An 18,893-nucleotide genomic window follows, 5' to 3' on the forward strand; every position below is an offset into this window, starting at 1 on the left:
GGCCCCCATGCGAATCCTCTACGGTGTCGTTGGCGAAGGCATGGGGCACGCCACCCGCTCGCGCGTGCTGCTCGAGGAGCTCACGAAGGAGCACGAGGTCCACATCGTCGTGTCGGGCCGGGCCAAGGACTACCTGGCCAAGCGCTTCGAGAATGTGCACGGCATCTGGGGCCTCACCATCGCCTACGAAGGCAACTCGGTGAAGAAGTGGCAGACGGTGCTGCAGAACCTCACCGGGGCCATCAAGGGCTGGCCGCAGAACGTCCGCGAGTACTTCGAGCTCGTGGAGGAGTTCCAGCCGGACGTCGTGGTGAGCGACTTCGAGAGCTTCAGCTACCTGTTCGCCCGCAACCACCGGCTGCCCGTCATCAGCGTGGACAACATGCAGATCATCAACCGGTGCAAGCACGACCCCGCGCTGCTCGCCGGCTGGGAGGATGACTTCGAGGGCACCCGCGCCATCGTGAAGTCCAAGGTGCCCGGGAGCTTCCACTACCTGGTCACCACCTTCTTCTACCCGCCGATCCGCAAGGAGCGCACCACGCTCCTGCCGTCCATCCTCCGGCCGGAGATCCTCTCGGCGAAGTCCGAGCCCGGCGAGCACCTGCTCGTCTACCAGACGTCCACCACCAACACCGCCCTGCCGGAGATCCTCAAGAAGAGCGGCCTGCCCTGCCACATCTACGGCCTGCGCCGCGACATCACCGAGGACCTGCGCGATGGCAACCTCCTCTACCGCCCCTTCAGCGAGAAGGGCTTCATCGACGACCTGCGCACCGCCCGGGCCGTGGTCGCCGGTGGTGGCTACACGCTCATGAGCGAGGCCGTCTACCTGCACAAGCCCATGCTCTCCCTGCCGGTGAAAGGCCAGTTCGAGCAGGTGCTCAACGCGCTCTACCTGGAGAAGCTGGGGTACGGGATGTACGCGCCCGAGCTCACGCTCGAGCGCCTCGAGGACTTCCTCGGGCGGGTGCCGAAGTGCCAGGAGGCGCTCAAGGGGTATGCGCAGGACGGGAACGTGAAGATGATCGACGCGCTGCGCGAGCAGCTCGCCCGCGCCGCCGAGTACAAGGGCCGCTGGTGGGAGGGGCAGGGCGAGAACAGCCAGGGCTGAGCCGTCTCGCGGGGGGGCCTGGGGCGCGAGGCCCTGCTAGAATGCGGGCCCCCCGGAAGGAGCCCGCTCGGTGATGCTGACCATACGCGCAGCCCAGATGCATGCCTTCGAGGAGCTGATGGAGCTGCGGTTCGCCGAGCGTGTCGTGGTGGCGCTGCGCTCGGAGGGTCTGGTCCCGCCCGAGGTGTATGAGGAGCAGGTGCTCCGGGAGCTCGTGTGCGCATCGGTGCGCGAGGCCGAGCGTCTGGGAATCGAGTTCGAGTGGGACCTCTACCGGTTCGTTCGGTACGCGCTGCGCTGGGGCCCCCGCTTCCACGCACGCGAGGAGTTCTCCCAGGCTGGTGCGGTATTGGCCGACTCCTCTCTGGATGGAACCACCCGGATGGATCGACTGGAAACGCTGCTGCCTCAGGTCGGATGAAGCGAGAACATTCCCATGCCCTTCGCCTTTGTCTCTTGTGACACGCCCCACTTCGCCCCCAAGGCGGAGCTCGTCGACATCACCTACCGCATTCCGGAGGACGTGGAAGCCACCTGGGTGGAGCTCCAGATACGGGACAACCGCAACAACCTCGTGTTCACCGACCGGGCTCGACCGGATCGAACGAGGTTCCGGTGGGATGGCTCCATCCGCCCGGAAGGCACCGAGCCGAGGACGCGCTGGGTCAATCCCCTCGCCTCGCCCTTCACGGTCCAGGTGCTCATCCATCAGACGGAGGACGGCGCCCCGCCGGGCTCCTCGTTCCGCAGGAACACGAAACGCACGGGCGTCGTCGTCTCCTGCAAGGAGCGGGAGCAGCCCCGCGCGGTGCCCCAGGCGACGTCGGCCACGCTGAAGGTGCTCTACCACGGTCTCCAGGTCGTCCTCTGCCCGTGGACTCTCGAGTACCTGTGCTCATCGACGCTGGACCAGGACGAGCTGAGCAGCCTCCTGCTGAACGAGCGCGGGTACTACGCCGGGCCGCCCCTCCAGGCCGGAGGCCGACAGGAGTTCCAGCGGGCCCTCCGACGCTTCAAGTTCAACAACCGCGGCGTGCCGGCCCTGAGCACCGCGCCGGTGGACTCGTCTCGGGACCCGGATCGCTCCCGGACCATCATGGAGGCTCCCGCGCTGTTTACCCCCATCAGCAAGGCCTCGGGCGAGCCGCTCAAGCCGGGTAGACCCCTTCCCACGATGGGCTCGGGGGGCGGTCCGCTCCGGCTACGCAGCGAGGCCATCGGGTTCGACGCCGACTACAGGAACGACACGGACGAGTTCGCGGCCCAGTTGGGGTTGTCGGGCCCGTTGCGCAACAAGTGGGACTTCGAGGCCGAGAAGCTCAACAGGCCCCTCCTGCCGCTGCTGGCGCGAATCACCCTCAAGGGGAAGGACGGCGGGCCGGTGGACGTGCCGGAGGCCGTGGGGCCCGCGAAGGTGCGCTGGAGCGTCGAGGAACCCGACCTGGACAACACCACGCTCGCCTTGGAGCCGGGCCAGCACAGCAGGCCCAAGGTCTTCGTCTCCGGCCTGCTCGAGGGCCTCAAGAAGCACCAGGGCAGCATGAACTGCCCGGAGGAGTGTGGGGGCGTCCGCACCGAGAAGCCCGCCCTGGATGTGTTCGTCCTCGGGACCGCCTTCCCTGGCTTCAACGCCCGTCCCGATCCGAAGGCGGACGGGGCGGTGTACACCATCGCGAGCTTCGACCTGAGCCGCCCGCTGGTGCGCGGCCAGGCGGGTATTTTCTTCCAACCTTCCAACATCGCGGGTGACCAGTACCGTCTCACGGCGGAGCTCGACTTCGAGGGCGCCCCGGCGGCGAGGGACCACGGGACGCTCAGCTTTCAGACGGAGGTCATCCAGATCTGGCGCTCCGTGAAACTCTCGGCGGTGGTTGGCTGGCCTCAGCGTGGGGGCTACCAGGAGATCCTCTCGCGCGTCGCCGACGAGTACCGCCACGCCTTCATCGAGCTCGATCTGTCTCGAACCGGCTACCTGGCGATCGAGGATTTCTTCCGTCAGGAGGAGTACTCGAAGTGGCTGCAGCACTACTTCAGCATCCACGACATGCCGGCGGAGGATTCCCGGCGCGCCGTACTCCATTCCAAGTTCTCTCCCGACGCGGTGTTCCGCCCCGCGCCAGGGCTGAACCTGGAAGGGAAGAGCTACTTCGTCATGGTGATGACGACCATCCTGCACGAGGCCGTCGTCAGCAAGGGCAAGTCTCCGTCCATCCGATTCCTGGCGGATCTGATCCTCGAGCGGCTGCATCGGACGGAGGCGGACTTCCGGGTCGGCATCGTGTTGCTCGACTACCTGCTACCCCAGGAGGTGTTCGATATCCGCGACACGATTGGTTTTGGAGATGCGACCCTGTCGGTCGGACTCAATGCCTTGTTCGCCTTGACGGACCAGGTGGTCAAGGGCAGCCCGTATCACATCTTCGCCCATGAAATCGGGCACTGCTTCTGGCTGTGCCACCACGAGAACGCGGGGGACAAGAACCCGAAGGATCATGATCCGCTGGATCACGGGTGCATCATGAGCTACCCGAAGGACGGCGGGAAGTATGCCCACCAGCGCCCGGATTCCTTCCTGCCACACTTCTGCGGGAAGTGTCTCTTCAAGCTGCGTGGCTGGAACATCCATTCCCAGCGCTTCGCCGAGGCCGTGGAGCAGGCGGACAAGGACTCGCTCAAGGTGGTGGTGTACTACGACGCCGCGGAGCAGGAGCTCCAGGGCAACGTGGAGGCGGGGATCGTCGAGCAACATCTCAAGCCCTGGAGCTTTGGCGAGCGGGTCCTCATCCAGAGCGTGGACAGGGACATCTCGAAGAAGACCCAGCAGTGGAAGAAAGATCTCTCGGACTGCGACGTCTACCACCATGTCAGTCACGGCAACATCTACCACGAGGGGCTGAAGGTCCGCGTCTACACGCTGGAGCTCTTCACGCCCAAGTACCCGCTCGGGGTGGGGGACCCCAGCAATGTGAGCGGGATGGAGTATGATCTCTATTCCTCGGACCGTTCCCTGGGGCCCGAATGGTACCGGGACGTCAGCGGAAGCCTGCTCCGCCCCATGGAGCAGCTCAGCGGCGTCATCCAGTGGGCCTCCACGGGCTACAAGGAGAGCAGCTCGGGGGATGTCATGTTCGGCAGGGACATCGTCTCCAGTCTCCCCGCGGCACCGCGGAGGCTCGCCCTGTTGAGCTGCTGTCTGGTCGGGTGGAACCCGAACCTGGCGAAGGCCTTCCTCGACCGGGGCACGGAGCATGTGATTGCGTTCCGGGCGCGATATTTGAGCGGCCATGCGGTGCCATTCAGCCGGGTGTTCTACTCGGCCTGGTCCCGGATGGAGCTGACCTCGTCGGGGTTGCAAGCCGCGTTCGTCGAGGCGGCCGAGCAGTTCCCTCATGCCGAGCCCGTGCTCTTCTCCAAGGAGCAGATCATCCGGGTATGGGCGACGAAGAGGGACATCACCCACCCGAGCGAGGAGGTGAAGGTGGAGTTGCTGGACTGGTCGCCCAAATCACTGGAGGCGTTCATGACGCCGCACTTCCACGATCTCCCCTCGGATTGAGCCCGAAGGAGCGGAGTGGGAGCCGCGGGTGGCACGGGCCCTCTCCGGAGGGAGAGGGCGGGGTGCTCAGTGTAGCAGTTCCTCGTTGTTCTTCTGGGCCGCTTGCCGCGTCAGCTTCGTCACCCAGGAGCGGGTGAGCGGTGTCTCGCTGTCGCTGCCCCGGTGCCGGTCGGTGTTGCTGTCCTGCGGCATCAGCCGGTTCACGTGCGCCAGCATCGCCGCCGTCAGGTTCGGCGCCAGTGCTCGGGCCCATGACGCCACCTTCGCCGGCAGTCCCACCAGCGCCTCCGCGTCACCCCGGCGGCACGCCGCGATGATCTTCCGCGCCGCCCGCTCCGCGCTCATCGACATCCCCGGCAGCGAGTCTCCCAGCACGAACCACGCGTACTCCGCCTCGTGGTCGCCCTTGAAGAACGCGTTGGGCGGACTGCCCGTCCGCATCAGCCCCGGGCACACCGTCGTCACCAGGATGCCGTCCTGCGCCAGCTCCGTCCTCAGCCCGTCCGACAGGCCCACCAGCGCGAACTTGCTCGCGCTATAGGGCAGCAGGTGCGGGATGCTCACCTTCCCGCCAATGGACGCGATGTTCACGATGCGCCCCCAGCCGCGCCGCTTCATCTCCGGCAGCACCGCCAGCGTCGTGTAGAGCGGACCCCAGAAGTGCACGTCCATCGCCTCGTCGAAGTCCTCCTCACTCATGGACTCCAGCGGGCCCACCTGGATGGTGCCGGCGTTGTTCACCAGCACGTCCACCGCGCCGAAGCGCTCGTGCACCTGCGCCACCAGGGCCTCCACCTGCACCCGGTCGCTCACGTCGCAGGGGATGGCCAGCACCTCGCCTCCGGCGCCCTCCAACTCGTCGCGCGCCCTCGACAGCTCCACCTCCTCCCGAGCACTGAGGATGACCCGCGCTCCCTCGCTCAGGAACTGGCGCGCCATCACCAGTCCGAGGCCCCTGGAGCCGCCCGTCAACAACACCGTGCGGCCCTCGAAGCTCACCTTCTCCCGGCGCATCGCACGGAGTCCCAGCACCGCTCCCACTCCCGCGGCGGTCAGGGCCCCCAGCGATAGCCGCGAGGCCTCCTTCTTGTTCCGGCCTGCCATGTCGCGTCTCCGGGTGTCGGGTTCAGGGCGCGAACGCGCCGGTGGTCGCCTCGGGCCCGGTGAGCCGCGCCAGGATCCGCCTCAGCTCGACGCTCATCGCGTCCGCGCCCGACACGCGCAGACGCAGGATGCCGAAGGCGTCGTACACCAGGTACGCCGGCAGCCCTTCCACGCCATAGGCCGCCGCCATCGAGCCATCGTCCACGGCCACCGGATGGCTGAAGCCCAGCCGCTTCACCGTGGCTTCGATGTCGTTGGTGTCCAGGGCGTGGCCCAGGTCCTCCTTCGGCACCGGCACGTGGACGCCAATGGCCATCAGGCCCTTGGGCAGGAACTCATCCAGCAGCGTCTTGAGCCGCGGCAGTTGCTCCTGGCTGGTCTCGTCCAGCTCGTTCCAGAAGTGCAGCAGCACCGGTTTGCCGTGCAGGTCGTGCACGTGGAGGGGGGCGTAGATCCAACCGCCTTCGGGATCCAGCAGCGTCAAGGGAACGTCGAGCGAGGACATGGGTAGAGCCTCCTCACGAGGTTGGAGAGGACGCGATTCAAGCTATGCATCCCCTCTCCGCGTCCCCGAGCCAGGCGCCCCTCCGACTGGCCCCTCCCCTTGGGAGCACCTGATGCATCGCGTCATGAGTTCCAGCTTTGACACGTTGTGTCAGGAAAGTCACTTTTCATGAGAATGGAAGGTTTTCGGAATTTGAGAGGATAGCAGTACATTTGCCTCCACCTGGCGGGCAGGCAGCCGGCCGGGTTCCCCCCAAGAAGTCGAGCAGGAGGCGTTCCCATGAAGAAGCTCTTGAGCACGGCCATCATCGCGGCCACCGCCCTGGTGGGCGCGGAAGCGTCGGCCACCAACTACTCGCTGTGGATCCACGGACGTAACGGCAACTCCACCCAGGCCGGCAACTACGCGGACTTCAGTTACTGGGGCCCGAGCAGCACCGCGGCGGGCGTGAACAAGAAGGCCGTGAACTGGAACGGCACGCAGCGCATCTCCGTGGAGAACTACCGCATCCGTGACGCGCTCGACTGTTTCTGCACGGGCGCCAACTGGTGCTACATCGCCTCGCACAGCGCGGGCAACCTGCAGATCGGCTACGCGCTGTCCATGTACGGCGGCTCCGCGCGCTACAAGAAGAACGCCACGCCCAACTCCAGCGGTGTGTGTGGCAACACGGATGGCACCACCCAGACGGGCTGGAACATCAAGTGGGTGGACGTCGCCTCGGGCGCGGGCGGCGGCAGCGAGCTGGCCAACGTGGGCGACTGGGCCTCGAGCGAGCCGCTCACCAGCGATCTCGTCACCTCCACGGCGCGCGCCATGTACAACCACAACACCACGCGCTCGCTCTGGTTCTACATGTTCGCCGGCGCCAAGGGGACGCTCTACTCGGGCGTGTTGCCGGGCCAGGACGACGAGGCCGTGTCCTATCACTCCACGGGTGGTGTCTCCGTCACGGGCAGCTTCTGCAACCCGGGCGACCTGTTCTGCGACGGCACCCTGAACACCGGCACCTCGGCCACCAGCGACGGCAAGGCCAAGTGGTCCTATCACTCGGTGTCGCTGCGCGATGACGGCGAGTCCTACAACCACTACGCCAGCGGCAACTGGGCCGGCATCGTCGGGCCCGTGCGCAGCGACATGGTCACCTACGCCAAGTAGGCCGCATCTGGCAGCATTGGAAGTGCCCCCATGACTCAGCGCCCTCCTGCTCGTGGTCGTTGGTTCCTCCTGCTCGTTCCGCTCGTGCTGGGAGCAGGAGGGTTGCTGCTCTCCGTGGGGCTCATTCGTCCCGGGTCGGGTGAGGCGGATTCGTCCGCGCCTGGCCCGGAGTCTTCGCCCGCTGACGCTCCGCGGGACGTGCCACCGCCGCGCATGCCGGCTCGGCCGTCCGCTCCCGCGCCGTCCACCGCGGCCTCGCTCTCGCCCGAGGAGGCGGAGCGCGAGGAGCAGCGGCAGCTCTGGGAGAAGCGGCTGGAGCGGGCCCGGTTCACGCTCGACTCCTACCGGAAGTCCACGCGCTACCCGCCCGAGTCGCGCTCCATCAAGGAGCACCCGGATCTGGTCTATCCAGGCTCGTCCGAGCGCAAGCAGCCGCTCAGCAGGGACTCGCGGGACGTCTCCCTGGTCCTCAAGCAGGAGAAGGTCTTCGTCGTGGGCGACGAGGTGGTGCGCTTCTTCGTGGGCTGTGAGAACGCGAACAGCCACGAGCCGCTGCCGTGCGAGGTGCACTCGGCCCTCGCCCACGAGGCGCCGCACATGGCGCAGGCCGGGCAGCTCAGCTCCGTGCCGCTGGACTTCAACGACTCGGGGCGCAACGGCGACGAGGTGGCCGGCGATGGCACGTGGACCGGGAGCTTCCAGCCGTCCCGTCAGGGCTTCGCCATGTTCGAGGGCACGCTGCGCGTCGAGTTCCGCGTGCGCGCCAACGGCAGCACCGAGGGCGGTGCCTTCTTCGACATCATGTTCACCCCGGCCGCTCCGGCCACCTTCACCGGCAAGGTGCGCGAGGTGGTGGAGCATGGCTCCTTGCAGCTCTATGTCGGTCTCCAGGTGCGCAAGCCCGGCCGCTATGTGATGGCGGGCCGCGTGGATGACGAGGCCGGAGTTCCCTTCGCCTATGTGTCCTTCAACGAGGAGCTGACGGCTGGAGCGCGCGAGGTGAAGTTCACCGTCTTTGGGCTGCTCCTCCACGACGAGCACCCCGACTTCCCGCTCAAGCTCAGGGACGTGGAGGGCTTTCTCCTCCGCGAGAATGCGGACCCGGACCGCGAGCTGGTGAAGTCGCTCGCCGGCTACGTGCACACCACCCAGCAGTACGGCCTGGACAGGTTCTCACCGGATGAGTGGACGAGTGAGGAGCGCCAGCGCTACCTGGACGAGTTCACCAAGGACGTGGACGAGGCCCAGAAGCAGCGGGACGAGCTGGCGGGACGGCCGCGTCAGAAGGCTCCGTGAGCACCGGGTTCATGAGCCGGATGCCGCTGGCTCGTGACAGCGCATGATTTGCGGCGCCGTGCGTCAAGGCCGCGCAGAGGTTGCGTCCGGTGGGGCGCCGCGCACCCTGCTTCCCGGGTGATGGCGGGGGCCTGGAGTGCAGGAGCGCTCGGCCCACGCATTGCTACGCGGGGGGATGTTCCCGTTCCCTTCCCCAAGGGTCCCCCCAGCCTCGAGCACTCGAAATGAGCAGCGTCCAGTCGTTCCCAAATCGAAACACGCCTCCGAGCAGCCCTCGTCCGTCCGACAGCCAGACGACCGACTTGAGGCTCATCCCCGTGGAGATCGCTCCGGACACCTTCTGGGTGGGTAAGCGCGAGCCGGGCTCCATCTTCTTCTCCAACCCGTACCTGCGCCGCTTCCGGGGGAGCGATGTGAAGTCGGGCCGGCCCAACGAGTTCAACCTGCTCATCGACCCGGGCTCGAGCAGTGACTTCGCCGCGGTGTCCACCAAGGTGACGTCGCTCATCGGTGGGTTGGATCGGCTGAGCTCCCTCTTCATCAACCACCAGGATCCGGACGTGGGCTCGTCGGCGAGCATCATCTCCGCGCGCTACGCGCCCAAGGCCGGCATCCTCTGCTCCGAGGACACCTGGCGGCTCATCGTCCACCAGAACCTGCCGCGCGGCCGCTTCATCGCCACGGAGAAGTTCAGCCATGGAATCAACGTGCCCACCGGCCACCGGCTGCTGCCGGTGCCCTCGCCCTTCTGCCACTTCCGTGGCGCGGTGATGCTCTACGACCCCGAGACGCGGGTGCTCTTCACCGGAGACCTGTTCGGGGGCATCACGGACGTCAACGCGCAGGGCCTGTGGGCGGATGAGTCCGACTGGAATGGCATCCGCGCCTTCCATCAAATCTACATGCCGGTGAACCTGGCGCTTCAGCGCGTGGTGGCCGCCATCCGCCAGTTGGAGCCCGCGGTGGAGATCCTCGCGCCCCAGCACGGACGCCTCATCCGCGGGCCGCTCGTCCAGACCTTCCTGGAGCGGATGGAGAAGCTGCCGGTGGGCCTGGACATCATGGACGAGGCCCAGGACCGCTCGTACCTCCAGGCGTGGAACGCGGTGCTGGAGCGGGTGCTGACGCTGGCGCGCGGCTACCTGGGCGGCTCGGTGGACGAGAAGCTGATGGGCAGCACGGAGCTGGCGGAGACCGCCCGCGTCCAGAACGGCCGGGTGTCCATCCAACGGCTGGGGCGCTGGACGGTGGAGCACGTGGTGTCGCTGCTGTGCCTCGGCGAGCCACCGGAGATCGCGGGCCCCATCATGATGGAGGCCACGACGGCCGCCGCCGAGTACAACCTGCCCACGCCGCACCTCGACATCGAGGGCAATGGCCTGGCCGCGAACGTGTCGCTGCTCGGCGGCTAGCGCCGTGGGCGAGGACGGGAGGCGGCCGTGACGCACGAGGAGCCCGACAGTGATGTCTCGTACCTGAACCCCGAGGAGCACGCGGCGGCGCCTCCGGCACCGGCTGCCTCGGACCGCTCGCGGGGGAGCGGGCCGGCGCGCACGTTGTTGCTGGGAAGCAGCGATCATCCGGGGGGCGAGCAGGGCCACCCGGACGTCCGTGGGCTCGTCCCAGGGCAGGTGGTGGCCGGGCGCTACCGGGTGGAGCGCTGGCTGGGCTCCGGTGGCAGCGCCATGGTGCACGAGGTGACGGATCTCACCACTGGCACGCATCTGGCGCTCAAGGTGCTCGCCATCCCGGGCGCGGACGCCGCGCAGATTGCCCGCTTCCGCCTGGAGGTGGAGCACGCACGGGGGTTGGAGCATCCCAACATCCTGCGTGTCCACGACGTGGGGGTGGATGGGGATCGGCACTTCCTCACCACGGAGCTGCTGGTGGGCATGGATCTCAAGCGCCGCCTGCTGGGCCCCCGGCCGACGCTCGCGGAGGCTCTCCGGTGGCTCACGCACGCGGCGGCCGCGCTGGAGTTCGCCCACGAGCGCGGCGTGCTGCACCGCGACGTCAAGCCAGGCAACCTCTTCCTCACGAAGCCCGGCATCCTCAAGCTGATGGACTTCGGGCTCGCCAAGAGCTCGCACGTGGCCGGCGTGACGGCGCATGGCGCGGTGCTCGGCACTCCCGAGTACATGGCTCCCGAGCAGATCTCCGGCGCGCACCCCATGTCGCCCGCGTCCGATCTCTACTCGTTGGGCGTGGTGGCGTATGAGCTTCTCACCGGGCAGCTTCCCTTCAACCATCCGCAGCCGGTGCCGCTCATGTTCCTGCACGTGCAGCAGCCGCCCACGCCGCCGCGCACACTCAACCCGAACCTGCCCGAGCCCTTCGAGCGCATGGTGCTGAAGTTGATGCGCAAGCATCCCGAGCAGCGTTACCCGGGTGCCGCCGCGCTGCGCGCTGACCTGGCCAGGTTGTGGCCCCTCGTCCTGCCTCCGAGGGCAACGTCCGGGGCGGGGACTACTCGTTCGCGGTGACGGTGGCGAAGGCGGCCGCGCGGACGGCGGCGCTCGGGTGCTGGCGCAGGACTCGCAGCCAGCGGGCCGCGTCCGCGCGCCAGTGGAGCCGTTGCCCTGCTGCGGAGACGAGTGCCACCGATGCGAGCGGGGCCTCGGAGGCCACCCCATCCGCGGTCTCCAGCAGGGCCTCGGGGGTCCACTCTGCGAGCGGGTCTCCCACCGAGTCGGCCACGGCCGTCGCGAGGGCCGGGGCGAAGAGAGGCTCCTCGCGCACCTCCGCCGCCAGCTCGAGCACACCCGCCATGGCGCTCCCCGCATCGCGCCACTCGAGACACGAGAGCCGGAGCGCGGCGCTCTCGGGCCACAGCGAGACGTCCCGCGCGAGCACCCGCGCCGCTTCGTCCAGGTGCGTCCGCAGGGCGATGCGCACCGGTCTCGGCAGGGACAGCAACTCCTGGCAGAGCGTCTTCAGCCGCTGGCGCGCCGGGTTGTCCCGCTCGGGCCGGGCGTCCTGGGACTCGGGGACGGGGGAGGACACGAGCGTCTCCAGGCAGACCACCACCTGCCCGAAGGACTTGCCCTCCCGCGTCGCTTCCACCAGCGCCTTCGAGGCCTCGCGCCACTCGGCGCCGCCGGAGAAGTCCAGCACACGCCCTGCCGCTTCTCGCGCCACCAGCTCCTCCACACCCGCGGACCAACCGGGCAGAGCCGTGAAGGCCTGCCGGCGCACGGTGAGCTCCGGGTGGCGGGACACCTGGAGGACGAGCGCCGCGTAGCGGGGGCGTGCCTCGGGAGGGAGCATTCCCGGGTGTTGGTCGAGGAGGCTCGCGGCCACATAGGCGTCCGGGCTCTGGGCCATGGCCTCCAGCAGCTCCCAGGCGGCCGGGTCGTCGAGCAACTGGCGCGCGGCATGGCCCACGGCGATGCGCACGTCCCGGTGGAGCTGCGGTTTGTCCCACTGCTGGCGGAGCAGGGCTACGCTGCGCGCCGAGCGGAAGGTGCCGAGCAGCCGCAACGCTTCCTTGTGCACCGTCACCTTCAGCTTCTCGCGCGAGAGCAGTGCACCGAGCGCCGTGGAGAGCGTGTCGGGGGAGACGAGCTTCGCCACCCGGGGCACCGCGTACATGGCTACCCGGGCGCGGTCCCCGTCGAGGTGCTCCAGCAGCAGGGGCAGGGCGGGCTCGGGCTGATCCAGCCACGCGAAGGCGCCGAGCGCGGCCTCCACGATGGGCACATCCTTCGAGCCGAGGAAGGGCGTGAGGGTGTCCACCGCCACCACCTGCATGCGGGGGAGGATGGACACCACGCTCATCCGCTCCCAGGCGCTGCGCTCGGTGTCCCGGGCGATGCGCAGGAGCAGGTCGAGGAACCGCCGCTGCTGGCGCGGCAGCCACCGGTGGAAGCCGCTCCGGACCTGGGGCACCCAACCCGTCTTTCCCGAGGTGAAGCGCCCTTTCAGGCGCCGCCCTTGGAGATAGGGATCCAACCACTCCTGCCGGCGCCGGTGGAGGTGCTCGAAGACGAAGGGGAAGGTGCCGATGCTCTCGTCCCGGTCGAGCAGCTTGCGCACCCGGACGTCCCGAGTGCGCGGCGGGGCGAGCCACAGCTGGATGGCCGTCTGCGCGAGCCAGTCGGGCGTGGCCTCGGTGATGGGCTCGAGCATGGCCTGGAGCATGTCCACGTTCCACGCGCGCCGTCCGAGTGCCTGGGTGAGCGTGAGGATGAGCCCGTAGCTCTCGCGCTGGCTGGCCGAGCGGATCATCGGGAGCAGGGCCGCGAAGAGGTGGTGCTCGGCGCCGCGCGGCAGGTCCCGCTCCAGCGAGGGCAGGACGAGCGTGCCGGACTGGCCGGCCAGCCGCTTGAGCGTGTCGAGGGCGAAGCGGAAGAGGGGGCCCTCGGGCGCGGTGGCGTGGGCGCGGATGAGCCGGAAGGCCAGCTCCTGCAGCGCCATCTGTGTGCCGCGCGAGGTGTCCCGCGCCTCGACGACGTACGTCACCAGGGTCTCGAGGGCGGGGATGTGCTCGGGCGCGACGATGGACGGGGGCACCTGCGCGAGCTCGGTCAGGGCCGCGAGGCGCACCGGGTCCTGCTCGTTCTTCAGCCGGGAGAGGTACGCGAGCGTCTCCGTGAGGCCGCGGCGGGACAGGCCGGTGCTGGACACGAGCAGCGCGAGCGCCCGGGCCCGGTCCTCGGCCTTGCTGGCGAAGGCGGCCTTCTGGAGGGGCTCGCGTGCGTGCTCGATGGTGCGCAGCGCGTGCATCGCGAGCTGCAGGTCCCTGTTTTCCTGCACCTCGCGCAGGCCGAGCTGCCGTGCGGCAACGGTGTCACGCAGCTCGTAGGGGAGCACGGCGAGCAGGGCCTCGGGGAGGACTCGCGGCGTGGTGCCCTCGAAGGCGTGGGCGAAGAGAGCGGGGCGCTCGGAGGGGGGCAGGGCCTCCAGGAAGAGGGCGAGGTGTTGCGGGGCCTCCGCCAGGGTCCTCGCGAGGGCGAGCCGCTGGCTCTGGGAGAAGGCCTTGGCCTGGCGTAGCAGCCCGTTGGAGAGCCCCTGGGAGAGGAGTCTGGCTCGGAAGGCTGGGCGGGTGAGGAGCGCGAAGACCTGCTCGGGGTGGCGCCGCGTGAGCCGGGGAAGGGTCTCTGTCACGAAGAGCGGCAGCGTGTCCGGCGGGCAGAAGTCGCGCACGAGCACCAGCACGGCCTCACCCTGGCGGAGCGTCAGCTCGGTGAGCGGAGCGCGGTAGAAGGAGAATCGGGTGGCGCGCTCGCGCTCAGGCGCGTCGGCGAGGCACGAGCGGATATAGGCCAGCACCTCGTCCGGGTAGCGGTGCACCAGCGTGTCCCAGGAGCGCAGCGCGTGCTCGAGCTCGGGGAGCAGCCGGCGCACCGTCTCCACCTCGAGGGCGGGGAGGAGCAGGGCGGCTTCGGCGTCACCGTGGCGGGAGAGGACGAGGGGAAGCAGCCGGGCCGCGAGCGCGCTCCTCCGGGCGAGCGCCACGCCCTTGAGGAGGCGGCGGCGGACGAAGGGCGCCAGCTCGGGCAGGGCCCGCTCGAGCGCCGCGTCGTCCTGGATGAAGCTTCCGGCGAAGGCGGCGGCCCGGCCGCGCACGAGACTGGACGGGTGGGTGAGGCCTCGCAGCAGCGGGGCCTCGTCGCGCGCGCCTTGGGCGAGCTCGAGCGCCAGGCACGCCTCGTAGGCATCTCCGGACAGGAGCTCGGCCATGAGCTGTGTCAGCGCGGGGTTGCCCCGGCTGTCGCGTCCCAGCGTGGCGGCCCACGCGATGCGGGCTCCGTAGCCCATCGAGTCCAACTTCGACAGCAGCGCTTCACGCGACGGTACCTGCATGGGTGCTCCTCTGGGCGCCGGTGACGTTAGACCAGAGCACGCCCTGACGGCCGGTGGGGTCTGGAGTCTCCAGTGTGTGGACTCCCCGGCTGGGAATCTGGGGACGGGAGACCCCAGGCGTCCATGTCCTTTCGCGGGGTTGGCGGCGGCCCTTCCCTTGCTCCTGTCCCAGGCCAGGAGGAACAACCGATGCGAATCGACAGCGCGGGATGGACGCACGTGGGACGCCGCTCCCACAACGAGGACTCCTGGACGGCCCGAGCGGACCTGGGCCTGTTCGTCGTGGCCGACGGACTCGGCGGATACGAGGGCGGTGAGGTGGCCAGCCGTTGCGTGGTGGACACCTTCTCGGGCTTCTGCGAGCGGGTGACCCGAGATCCCGAAGCCACCTGGCCCCACAACCTCCGGCCGGGCTACAGCCGTGAGGAGGAGCTGCTCGTCAACTGCACGCTGCTCGCCCAGCGGGCCGTGCTCACGCGCCGCGTGGGGCAGCTGCGTGAGATGGGCTCGACCGTGGTGGCGCTGGCCCTGGGTGCCCGGAGCGGGGCCGTGGCGCACGTGGGTGATAGCCGGCTCTACCGGCTGCGGGAGGGTCGGTTGGAGGCGCTGACCCGCGACCACTCGGTGCTCGAGGAGATGCGCGAGGCCGGCGGCGAGGTGCCCTCGCGCCGCGAGAGCCCCTACGGACACATCATCACCCGCGCGCTGGGGACGGAGAACGCGGAGCCCACCGTGCGGCGGCTCGAGGTGCGAGCGGGGGATGTGTACCTGCTGTGCTCGGATGGGCTGTACGAGCCGCTCGGGCTGGAGCGGCTCGCCGCGCGGTTGGGGCGGGGGAGCGTGCTCGGGGTGGCCGAGGGGTTGGTGCAGGATGCCTATGCGGCGGGCGGCACCGACAACATCACCGCGATCGTGGTGGGCGTCTCATGAGTCGCGGATGCCGTGGGGAATGACGCACCCGGCCAAGGTGGATGGGCGAAACCCCAATGGATGAGGCTCCGATAATCCACGGGAAATCTCCTGATGGATTTGGGCGCCGTAGCCGTCGGGGGGATTCGCCCATCCACTGAGAGGCCTCGCTGCCTCCTGAATGAAGGAACTTCCGCCATGGCTAGCCGGATTGATGGCCCGTCGAAGTCCGTGAAGTCTCTCGAGAACAAGCAGGTCGAAAGAAAGACGGAGCAGAAGGTCGAGGTCTCCAAGTTCGAGAAGAAGACCGGGCCGACCACGCTCCAGAAGCAGCTCCGCCAGGACGGATTTGACACGTCCGTGACGAAGGCGGGGAACTCCAAGCTGAGTGGCAACACCGTTCAGGCGTTCCAGCAGACCCGGGGCATCGTCCCCCAGGGCGCAACGAAGGGCACGCAGTCTCCCGAGGTGAAGGCGGCCATCGATGAGATCAACAAGTTCACTCCGGAGACCCAGGCGTACGGGCTCTCCCTCGCGCTGGCCGATCACGGCTCCAACAGCCCGGAAGACATCAAGTTCCGCCAGGAATTGATGCAGGCGCTCGGCCCGGATCGCGTGGCCGAGATGATGAAGAACGTGCGCGAGCGCGGGGATGGCGCCAGTCTCGCCCAGAGCATCCTGCCCGCCGCGGCGGAGGCCTTCCCTCCAGCGGATCTGGGCAAGGTGGCCGAGGCCGTGGGGCCCGAGACGCTGGGCAAGTCCCTGTCGAACGCCGTCCGTGCGGCCAGCGATCCCAGGGCCAGCGACGAGACTCGCGCGAGCGCGGAGAGCATGGCCAAGCTGATGGGCACCCTCTATTCGCTGCCCGCGGGCTCGCCGGGCAAGGCCGCGGTGACACAGGCCATGGACCGCATCCAGGGAGGCCAGCAGGAGACGGAGGCCCCTGGCGTCTCCACGGCGGCGTGGCTCGTCGCCCGCTCTGGCAACGACCAGATGAAGACGGACTTCGCCAACAAGTACATTGACGAGTTCAAGAAGGATCCGAGCTCGCTCTCGCCCGAGGAGGCGCGTGCGGTGGCGTGGGTGCTGGGCTCGGTGAACAACGCCGCGACGGGCGGGATCGAGCCCATCGTCAACCTGGATGACGCGCAGCGCACCGAGTTCCTGTCCAAGCTGACGACGTCCGAGTACCTGGAGACGCCGGACCTCGACGCGGGGTACAAGTTCCAGCAGGACGTGCAGGCGGGCGTGAACGAGTTCTTGATGGATGTGGCCCGCCTCAACCCGGCCAACTTCCAGAACTCGGAGAACGCGAAGAACTTCCGCGTGGAGACCTTCCAGGCCGTCTCCAAGGCGGTGGATGGGGAGTTCTTCTCCGACAGCCCGGGTACCCACGCCGCGCTGGCGAACATGTTCGCGGCGGACACCGAGTACATCGTGGGCGAGTCGGCCAACACGGGAAGCCCGCGCTACGACCGGGAGGCCCAGGCGATGTCGAAGTTCTTCGACCACGTGGCCTTCCAGGACGAAAGCACGCGCGGCATCGTGACGGGAGCGCTGCAGAAGTACCTGGGCGTGGGCAACGAGCAGGGCATCGTGGACCAGCTGGCCGCGCACAAGGGCGACACGGCCTTCATGCAGAACGGTGGCAACGAGCTGGCCCGCAACATGGGCTTCGTGCTCGGGGCGCTCTACCAGGGCTCGCAGAGCGCGATGGACAGCATCGGCGACGAGTACGCGCAGAAGCGGGCGGTGGTGGACGTCCTGGGCAGCCTCGTGGAGACGGCCATCGACAAGAGCCCGGCGTCCAGCGCCTACGATCTGATCAAGAGCGGCAGCGGCGACCGCGCCAGCGTGGACACGGTGTTCAACTGGTTGGCTGACCAGTTCATCGGCAACGGCGACAAGGAGAAGGGCGACGTCAAGAAGCTGTCCGGCGCCGTCATCGAGGGGGCGTGGGATCCGTTCTTCTCCGACGAGAGCCTGAAGGGCGCTGATCCGCAGGAGCTCACGGCCATGTTCGGTCTGATCAACGCGGGCGTCGCGCGGGCCGATGGTCGCGAGGGCCAGCCGAACATCAACATCGGCGGCGCCTTCATCGACTGATTACTCGGGCTCCTCGGGGAGCAGGCCGTGGCGCCGGGCCAGGGTGCGCAGGTGTTTGCGATCCACGCCGGCCTGGCGCGCGGCCTCGGAGAGGTTTCCGCCCGCGCGCGCCAGCACGTCGCGCAGGTAGTGCCGCTCGAAGGCATCCACCAGGGCCTGCTTTGCCTCGGCGAAGGGCAGGTCCGTGCGCAACGGTACCTCCGGCCCCGAGCCTTGGGGCTGGAGTGACAGGCGCAGCTCCTCGAAACCGTGTGCCCGGGGCGAGAGCACCAACGCCCGCTCCAGCACGTTGCGCAGCTCCCGCACGTTGCCCGGCCAGTCGTGACCCGACAGCAGCTCCAGGCCCGGGCCCCGGATGGAGCCGGGCTCCAGGCCCCTGCGGCGCAGCAGCTCCGCCACCAGCAACGGCAGATCCTCGCGGCGCTGCCGCAGCGGGGGGAGGGGAAGCGTCACCACCGCCAGCCGGTAGTAGAGGTCCGGCCGGAACGAGCCCTCGGCCACCGCCAGCGAGAGGTCGACCCGCGAGGCCGCCACCACCCGCACGTCCACGGCCTGCTCTGCGTCGCCTCCCACCGGGCGCACCCGGCGCTCCTCCAGCACGCGCAACAGCCGCGCCTGCACCGAGGGCGGAATGCCCGCCAGCTCGTCCAGGAAGAGCGTGCCCCCATTCGCCCTCACGAAAGCGCCCGAGCGGGCCGCCAGTGCCCCCGTGAAGGCTCCGCGCACGTGGCCGAAGAGCTCGCTCTCCACCAGCCCCTCCGGCAGCGCGCCACAGTCCACCGCGACGAAGGGCCCCTTGCGCCGCGCACTCGCCTCGTGGAGGGAGCGTGCCACCACCTCCTTGCCCGTCCCAGTCTCCCCCTGGATGAGCACCGTCGTGTCCGTGGGCGCCACGTGCTCCAGCACCGCGAACAGTTCGCGCATGGCCAGGCTCTCGCCCACCAGCTCTCCGAAGCGCCTCGCTTGGCTCGGGGCCACCTCCCACGGCTGCCCCTCGGCCTGGATGCGCAGGAAGCTCCGCCCTACCTTGAGGGTGGCTCCCACGAGCACCCGCACCTCGCCAATCCGCGAGCCCTCGTAGAGCGTGCCATTGCGGCTGCCCAGGTCCCGGACGAGGAAGCCCGTGCCCTCGGCCTGCACCTCCAAGTGCTCGCCCGAGACCCGCGGGTCGCTCAGCCGCAGGGCGCACCCCTCGCGGGTGCCCACCCGCACGGGTTTCACCCCGAGCGCCACCGCGCGCCCGGCATCGGGCCCGTCGACGACGACGAGCTGGCAGCGCCGGGGGGAGGTGTTGCCGGAGGATTCGAGCTGGGTGGTGAGGACGGTCTCGGACACGGGTG

At 68.9% G+C, this 18,893-nt stretch carries 13 protein-coding genes; 9 read left to right on the forward strand and 4 right to left on the reverse strand.

Annotated features, from left to right (window positions below; translation table 11 throughout):
- Nucleotides 1–7 precede the first annotated feature (7 nt).
- The 3 genes from DAT35_RS35865 (at nucleotide 8) to DAT35_RS35875 (ending at nucleotide 4,670) form a co-directional block, all read left to right on the forward strand.
- Nucleotides 8–1,114 (forward strand): MJ1255/VC2487 family glycosyltransferase, encoded by a 1,107-nt coding sequence (locus DAT35_RS35865; protein ID WP_108073931.1) that lies wholly within the window; start codon nucleotides 8–10, stop codon nucleotides 1,112–1,114.
- 73 nt (nucleotides 1,115–1,187) lie between these two features.
- On the forward strand, nucleotides 1,188–1,535 hold the full coding sequence (locus tag DAT35_RS35870; protein ID WP_108073764.1) for a hypothetical protein: 348 nt from the start codon (nucleotides 1,188–1,190) through the stop codon (nucleotides 1,533–1,535).
- A gap of 15 nt (nucleotides 1,536–1,550) precedes the next feature.
- Nucleotides 1,551–4,670, forward strand: a complete 3,120-nt coding sequence (locus tag DAT35_RS35875; RefSeq protein ID WP_108073765.1) for a hypothetical protein — start codon at nucleotides 1,551–1,553, stop codon at nucleotides 4,668–4,670.
- A gap of 66 nt (nucleotides 4,671–4,736) precedes the next feature.
- Here the strand turns inward: DAT35_RS35875 and DAT35_RS35880 are convergent, their stop codons facing one another.
- Nucleotides 4,737–5,774 (reverse strand): SDR family oxidoreductase, encoded by a 1,038-nt coding sequence (locus DAT35_RS35880; RefSeq protein WP_108073766.1) that lies wholly within the window; start codon nucleotides 5,772–5,774, stop codon nucleotides 4,737–4,739.
- A gap of 22 nt (nucleotides 5,775–5,796) precedes the next feature.
- Entirely contained in the window at nucleotides 5,797–6,279 is a 483-nt protein-coding gene (locus tag DAT35_RS35885; RefSeq protein ID WP_108073767.1) for a TlpA disulfide reductase family protein, read from the reverse strand.
- 279 nt (nucleotides 6,280–6,558) lie between these two features.
- Here DAT35_RS35885 and DAT35_RS35890 point away from each other — a divergent pair, with 279 nt between their 5' ends.
- From DAT35_RS35890 to DAT35_RS35905, 4 genes are all read left to right on the forward strand, one after another.
- Nucleotides 6,559–7,437, forward strand: a complete 879-nt coding sequence (locus DAT35_RS35890) for a hypothetical protein (protein WP_108073768.1) — start codon at nucleotides 6,559–6,561, stop codon at nucleotides 7,435–7,437.
- 30 nt (nucleotides 7,438–7,467) lie between these two features.
- Entirely contained in the window at nucleotides 7,468–8,733 is a 1,266-nt protein-coding gene (locus DAT35_RS35895) for a choice-of-anchor X domain-containing protein (RefSeq protein ID WP_108073769.1), read from the forward strand.
- Between the two features lie 224 nt (nucleotides 8,734–8,957).
- On the forward strand, nucleotides 8,958–10,145 hold the full coding sequence (locus DAT35_RS35900; RefSeq protein ID WP_108073770.1) for a hypothetical protein: 1,188 nt from the start codon (nucleotides 8,958–8,960) through the stop codon (nucleotides 10,143–10,145).
- 27 nt (nucleotides 10,146–10,172) lie between these two features.
- Nucleotides 10,173–11,216, forward strand: a complete 1,044-nt coding sequence (locus DAT35_RS35905; protein WP_233261924.1) for a serine/threonine-protein kinase — start codon at nucleotides 10,173–10,175, stop codon at nucleotides 11,214–11,216.
- Here the strand turns inward: DAT35_RS35905 and DAT35_RS35910 are convergent.
- Complete coding sequence (locus DAT35_RS35910; protein ID WP_108073771.1) at nucleotides 11,200–14,538, reverse strand: hypothetical protein; 3,339 nt, start codon at nucleotides 14,536–14,538, stop codon at nucleotides 11,200–11,202. The two genes, DAT35_RS35905 and DAT35_RS35910, sit on opposite strands and share 17 nt — an antisense overlap.
- 189 nt (nucleotides 14,539–14,727) lie before the next feature.
- Here DAT35_RS35910 and DAT35_RS35915 point away from each other — a divergent pair, with 189 nt between their 5' ends.
- Nucleotides 14,728–15,468 (forward strand): PP2C family serine/threonine-protein phosphatase, encoded by a 741-nt coding sequence (locus DAT35_RS35915; protein WP_108073772.1) that lies wholly within the window; start codon nucleotides 14,728–14,730, stop codon nucleotides 15,466–15,468.
- 177 nt (nucleotides 15,469–15,645) lie between these two features.
- Nucleotides 15,646–17,553 carry a hypothetical protein gene (locus DAT35_RS35920; RefSeq protein WP_108073773.1) on the forward strand — a complete coding sequence of 636 codons (1,908 nt, stop codon included), beginning with the start codon at nucleotides 15,646–15,648 and terminating at the stop codon, nucleotides 17,551–17,553.
- Here the strand turns inward: DAT35_RS35920 and DAT35_RS35925 are convergent, their stop codons facing one another.
- Entirely contained in the window at nucleotides 17,554–18,888 is a 1,335-nt protein-coding gene (locus tag DAT35_RS35925) for a sigma 54-interacting transcriptional regulator (RefSeq protein ID WP_108073774.1), read from the reverse strand. It abuts the gene before it with no gap.
- Nucleotides 18,889–18,893: the final 5 nt, after the last annotated feature.

It is taken from the genome of Vitiosangium sp. GDMCC 1.1324 (assembly GCF_003044305.1).
Classification (GTDB): Bacteria; Myxococcota; Myxococcia; order Myxococcales; family Myxococcaceae; genus Archangium.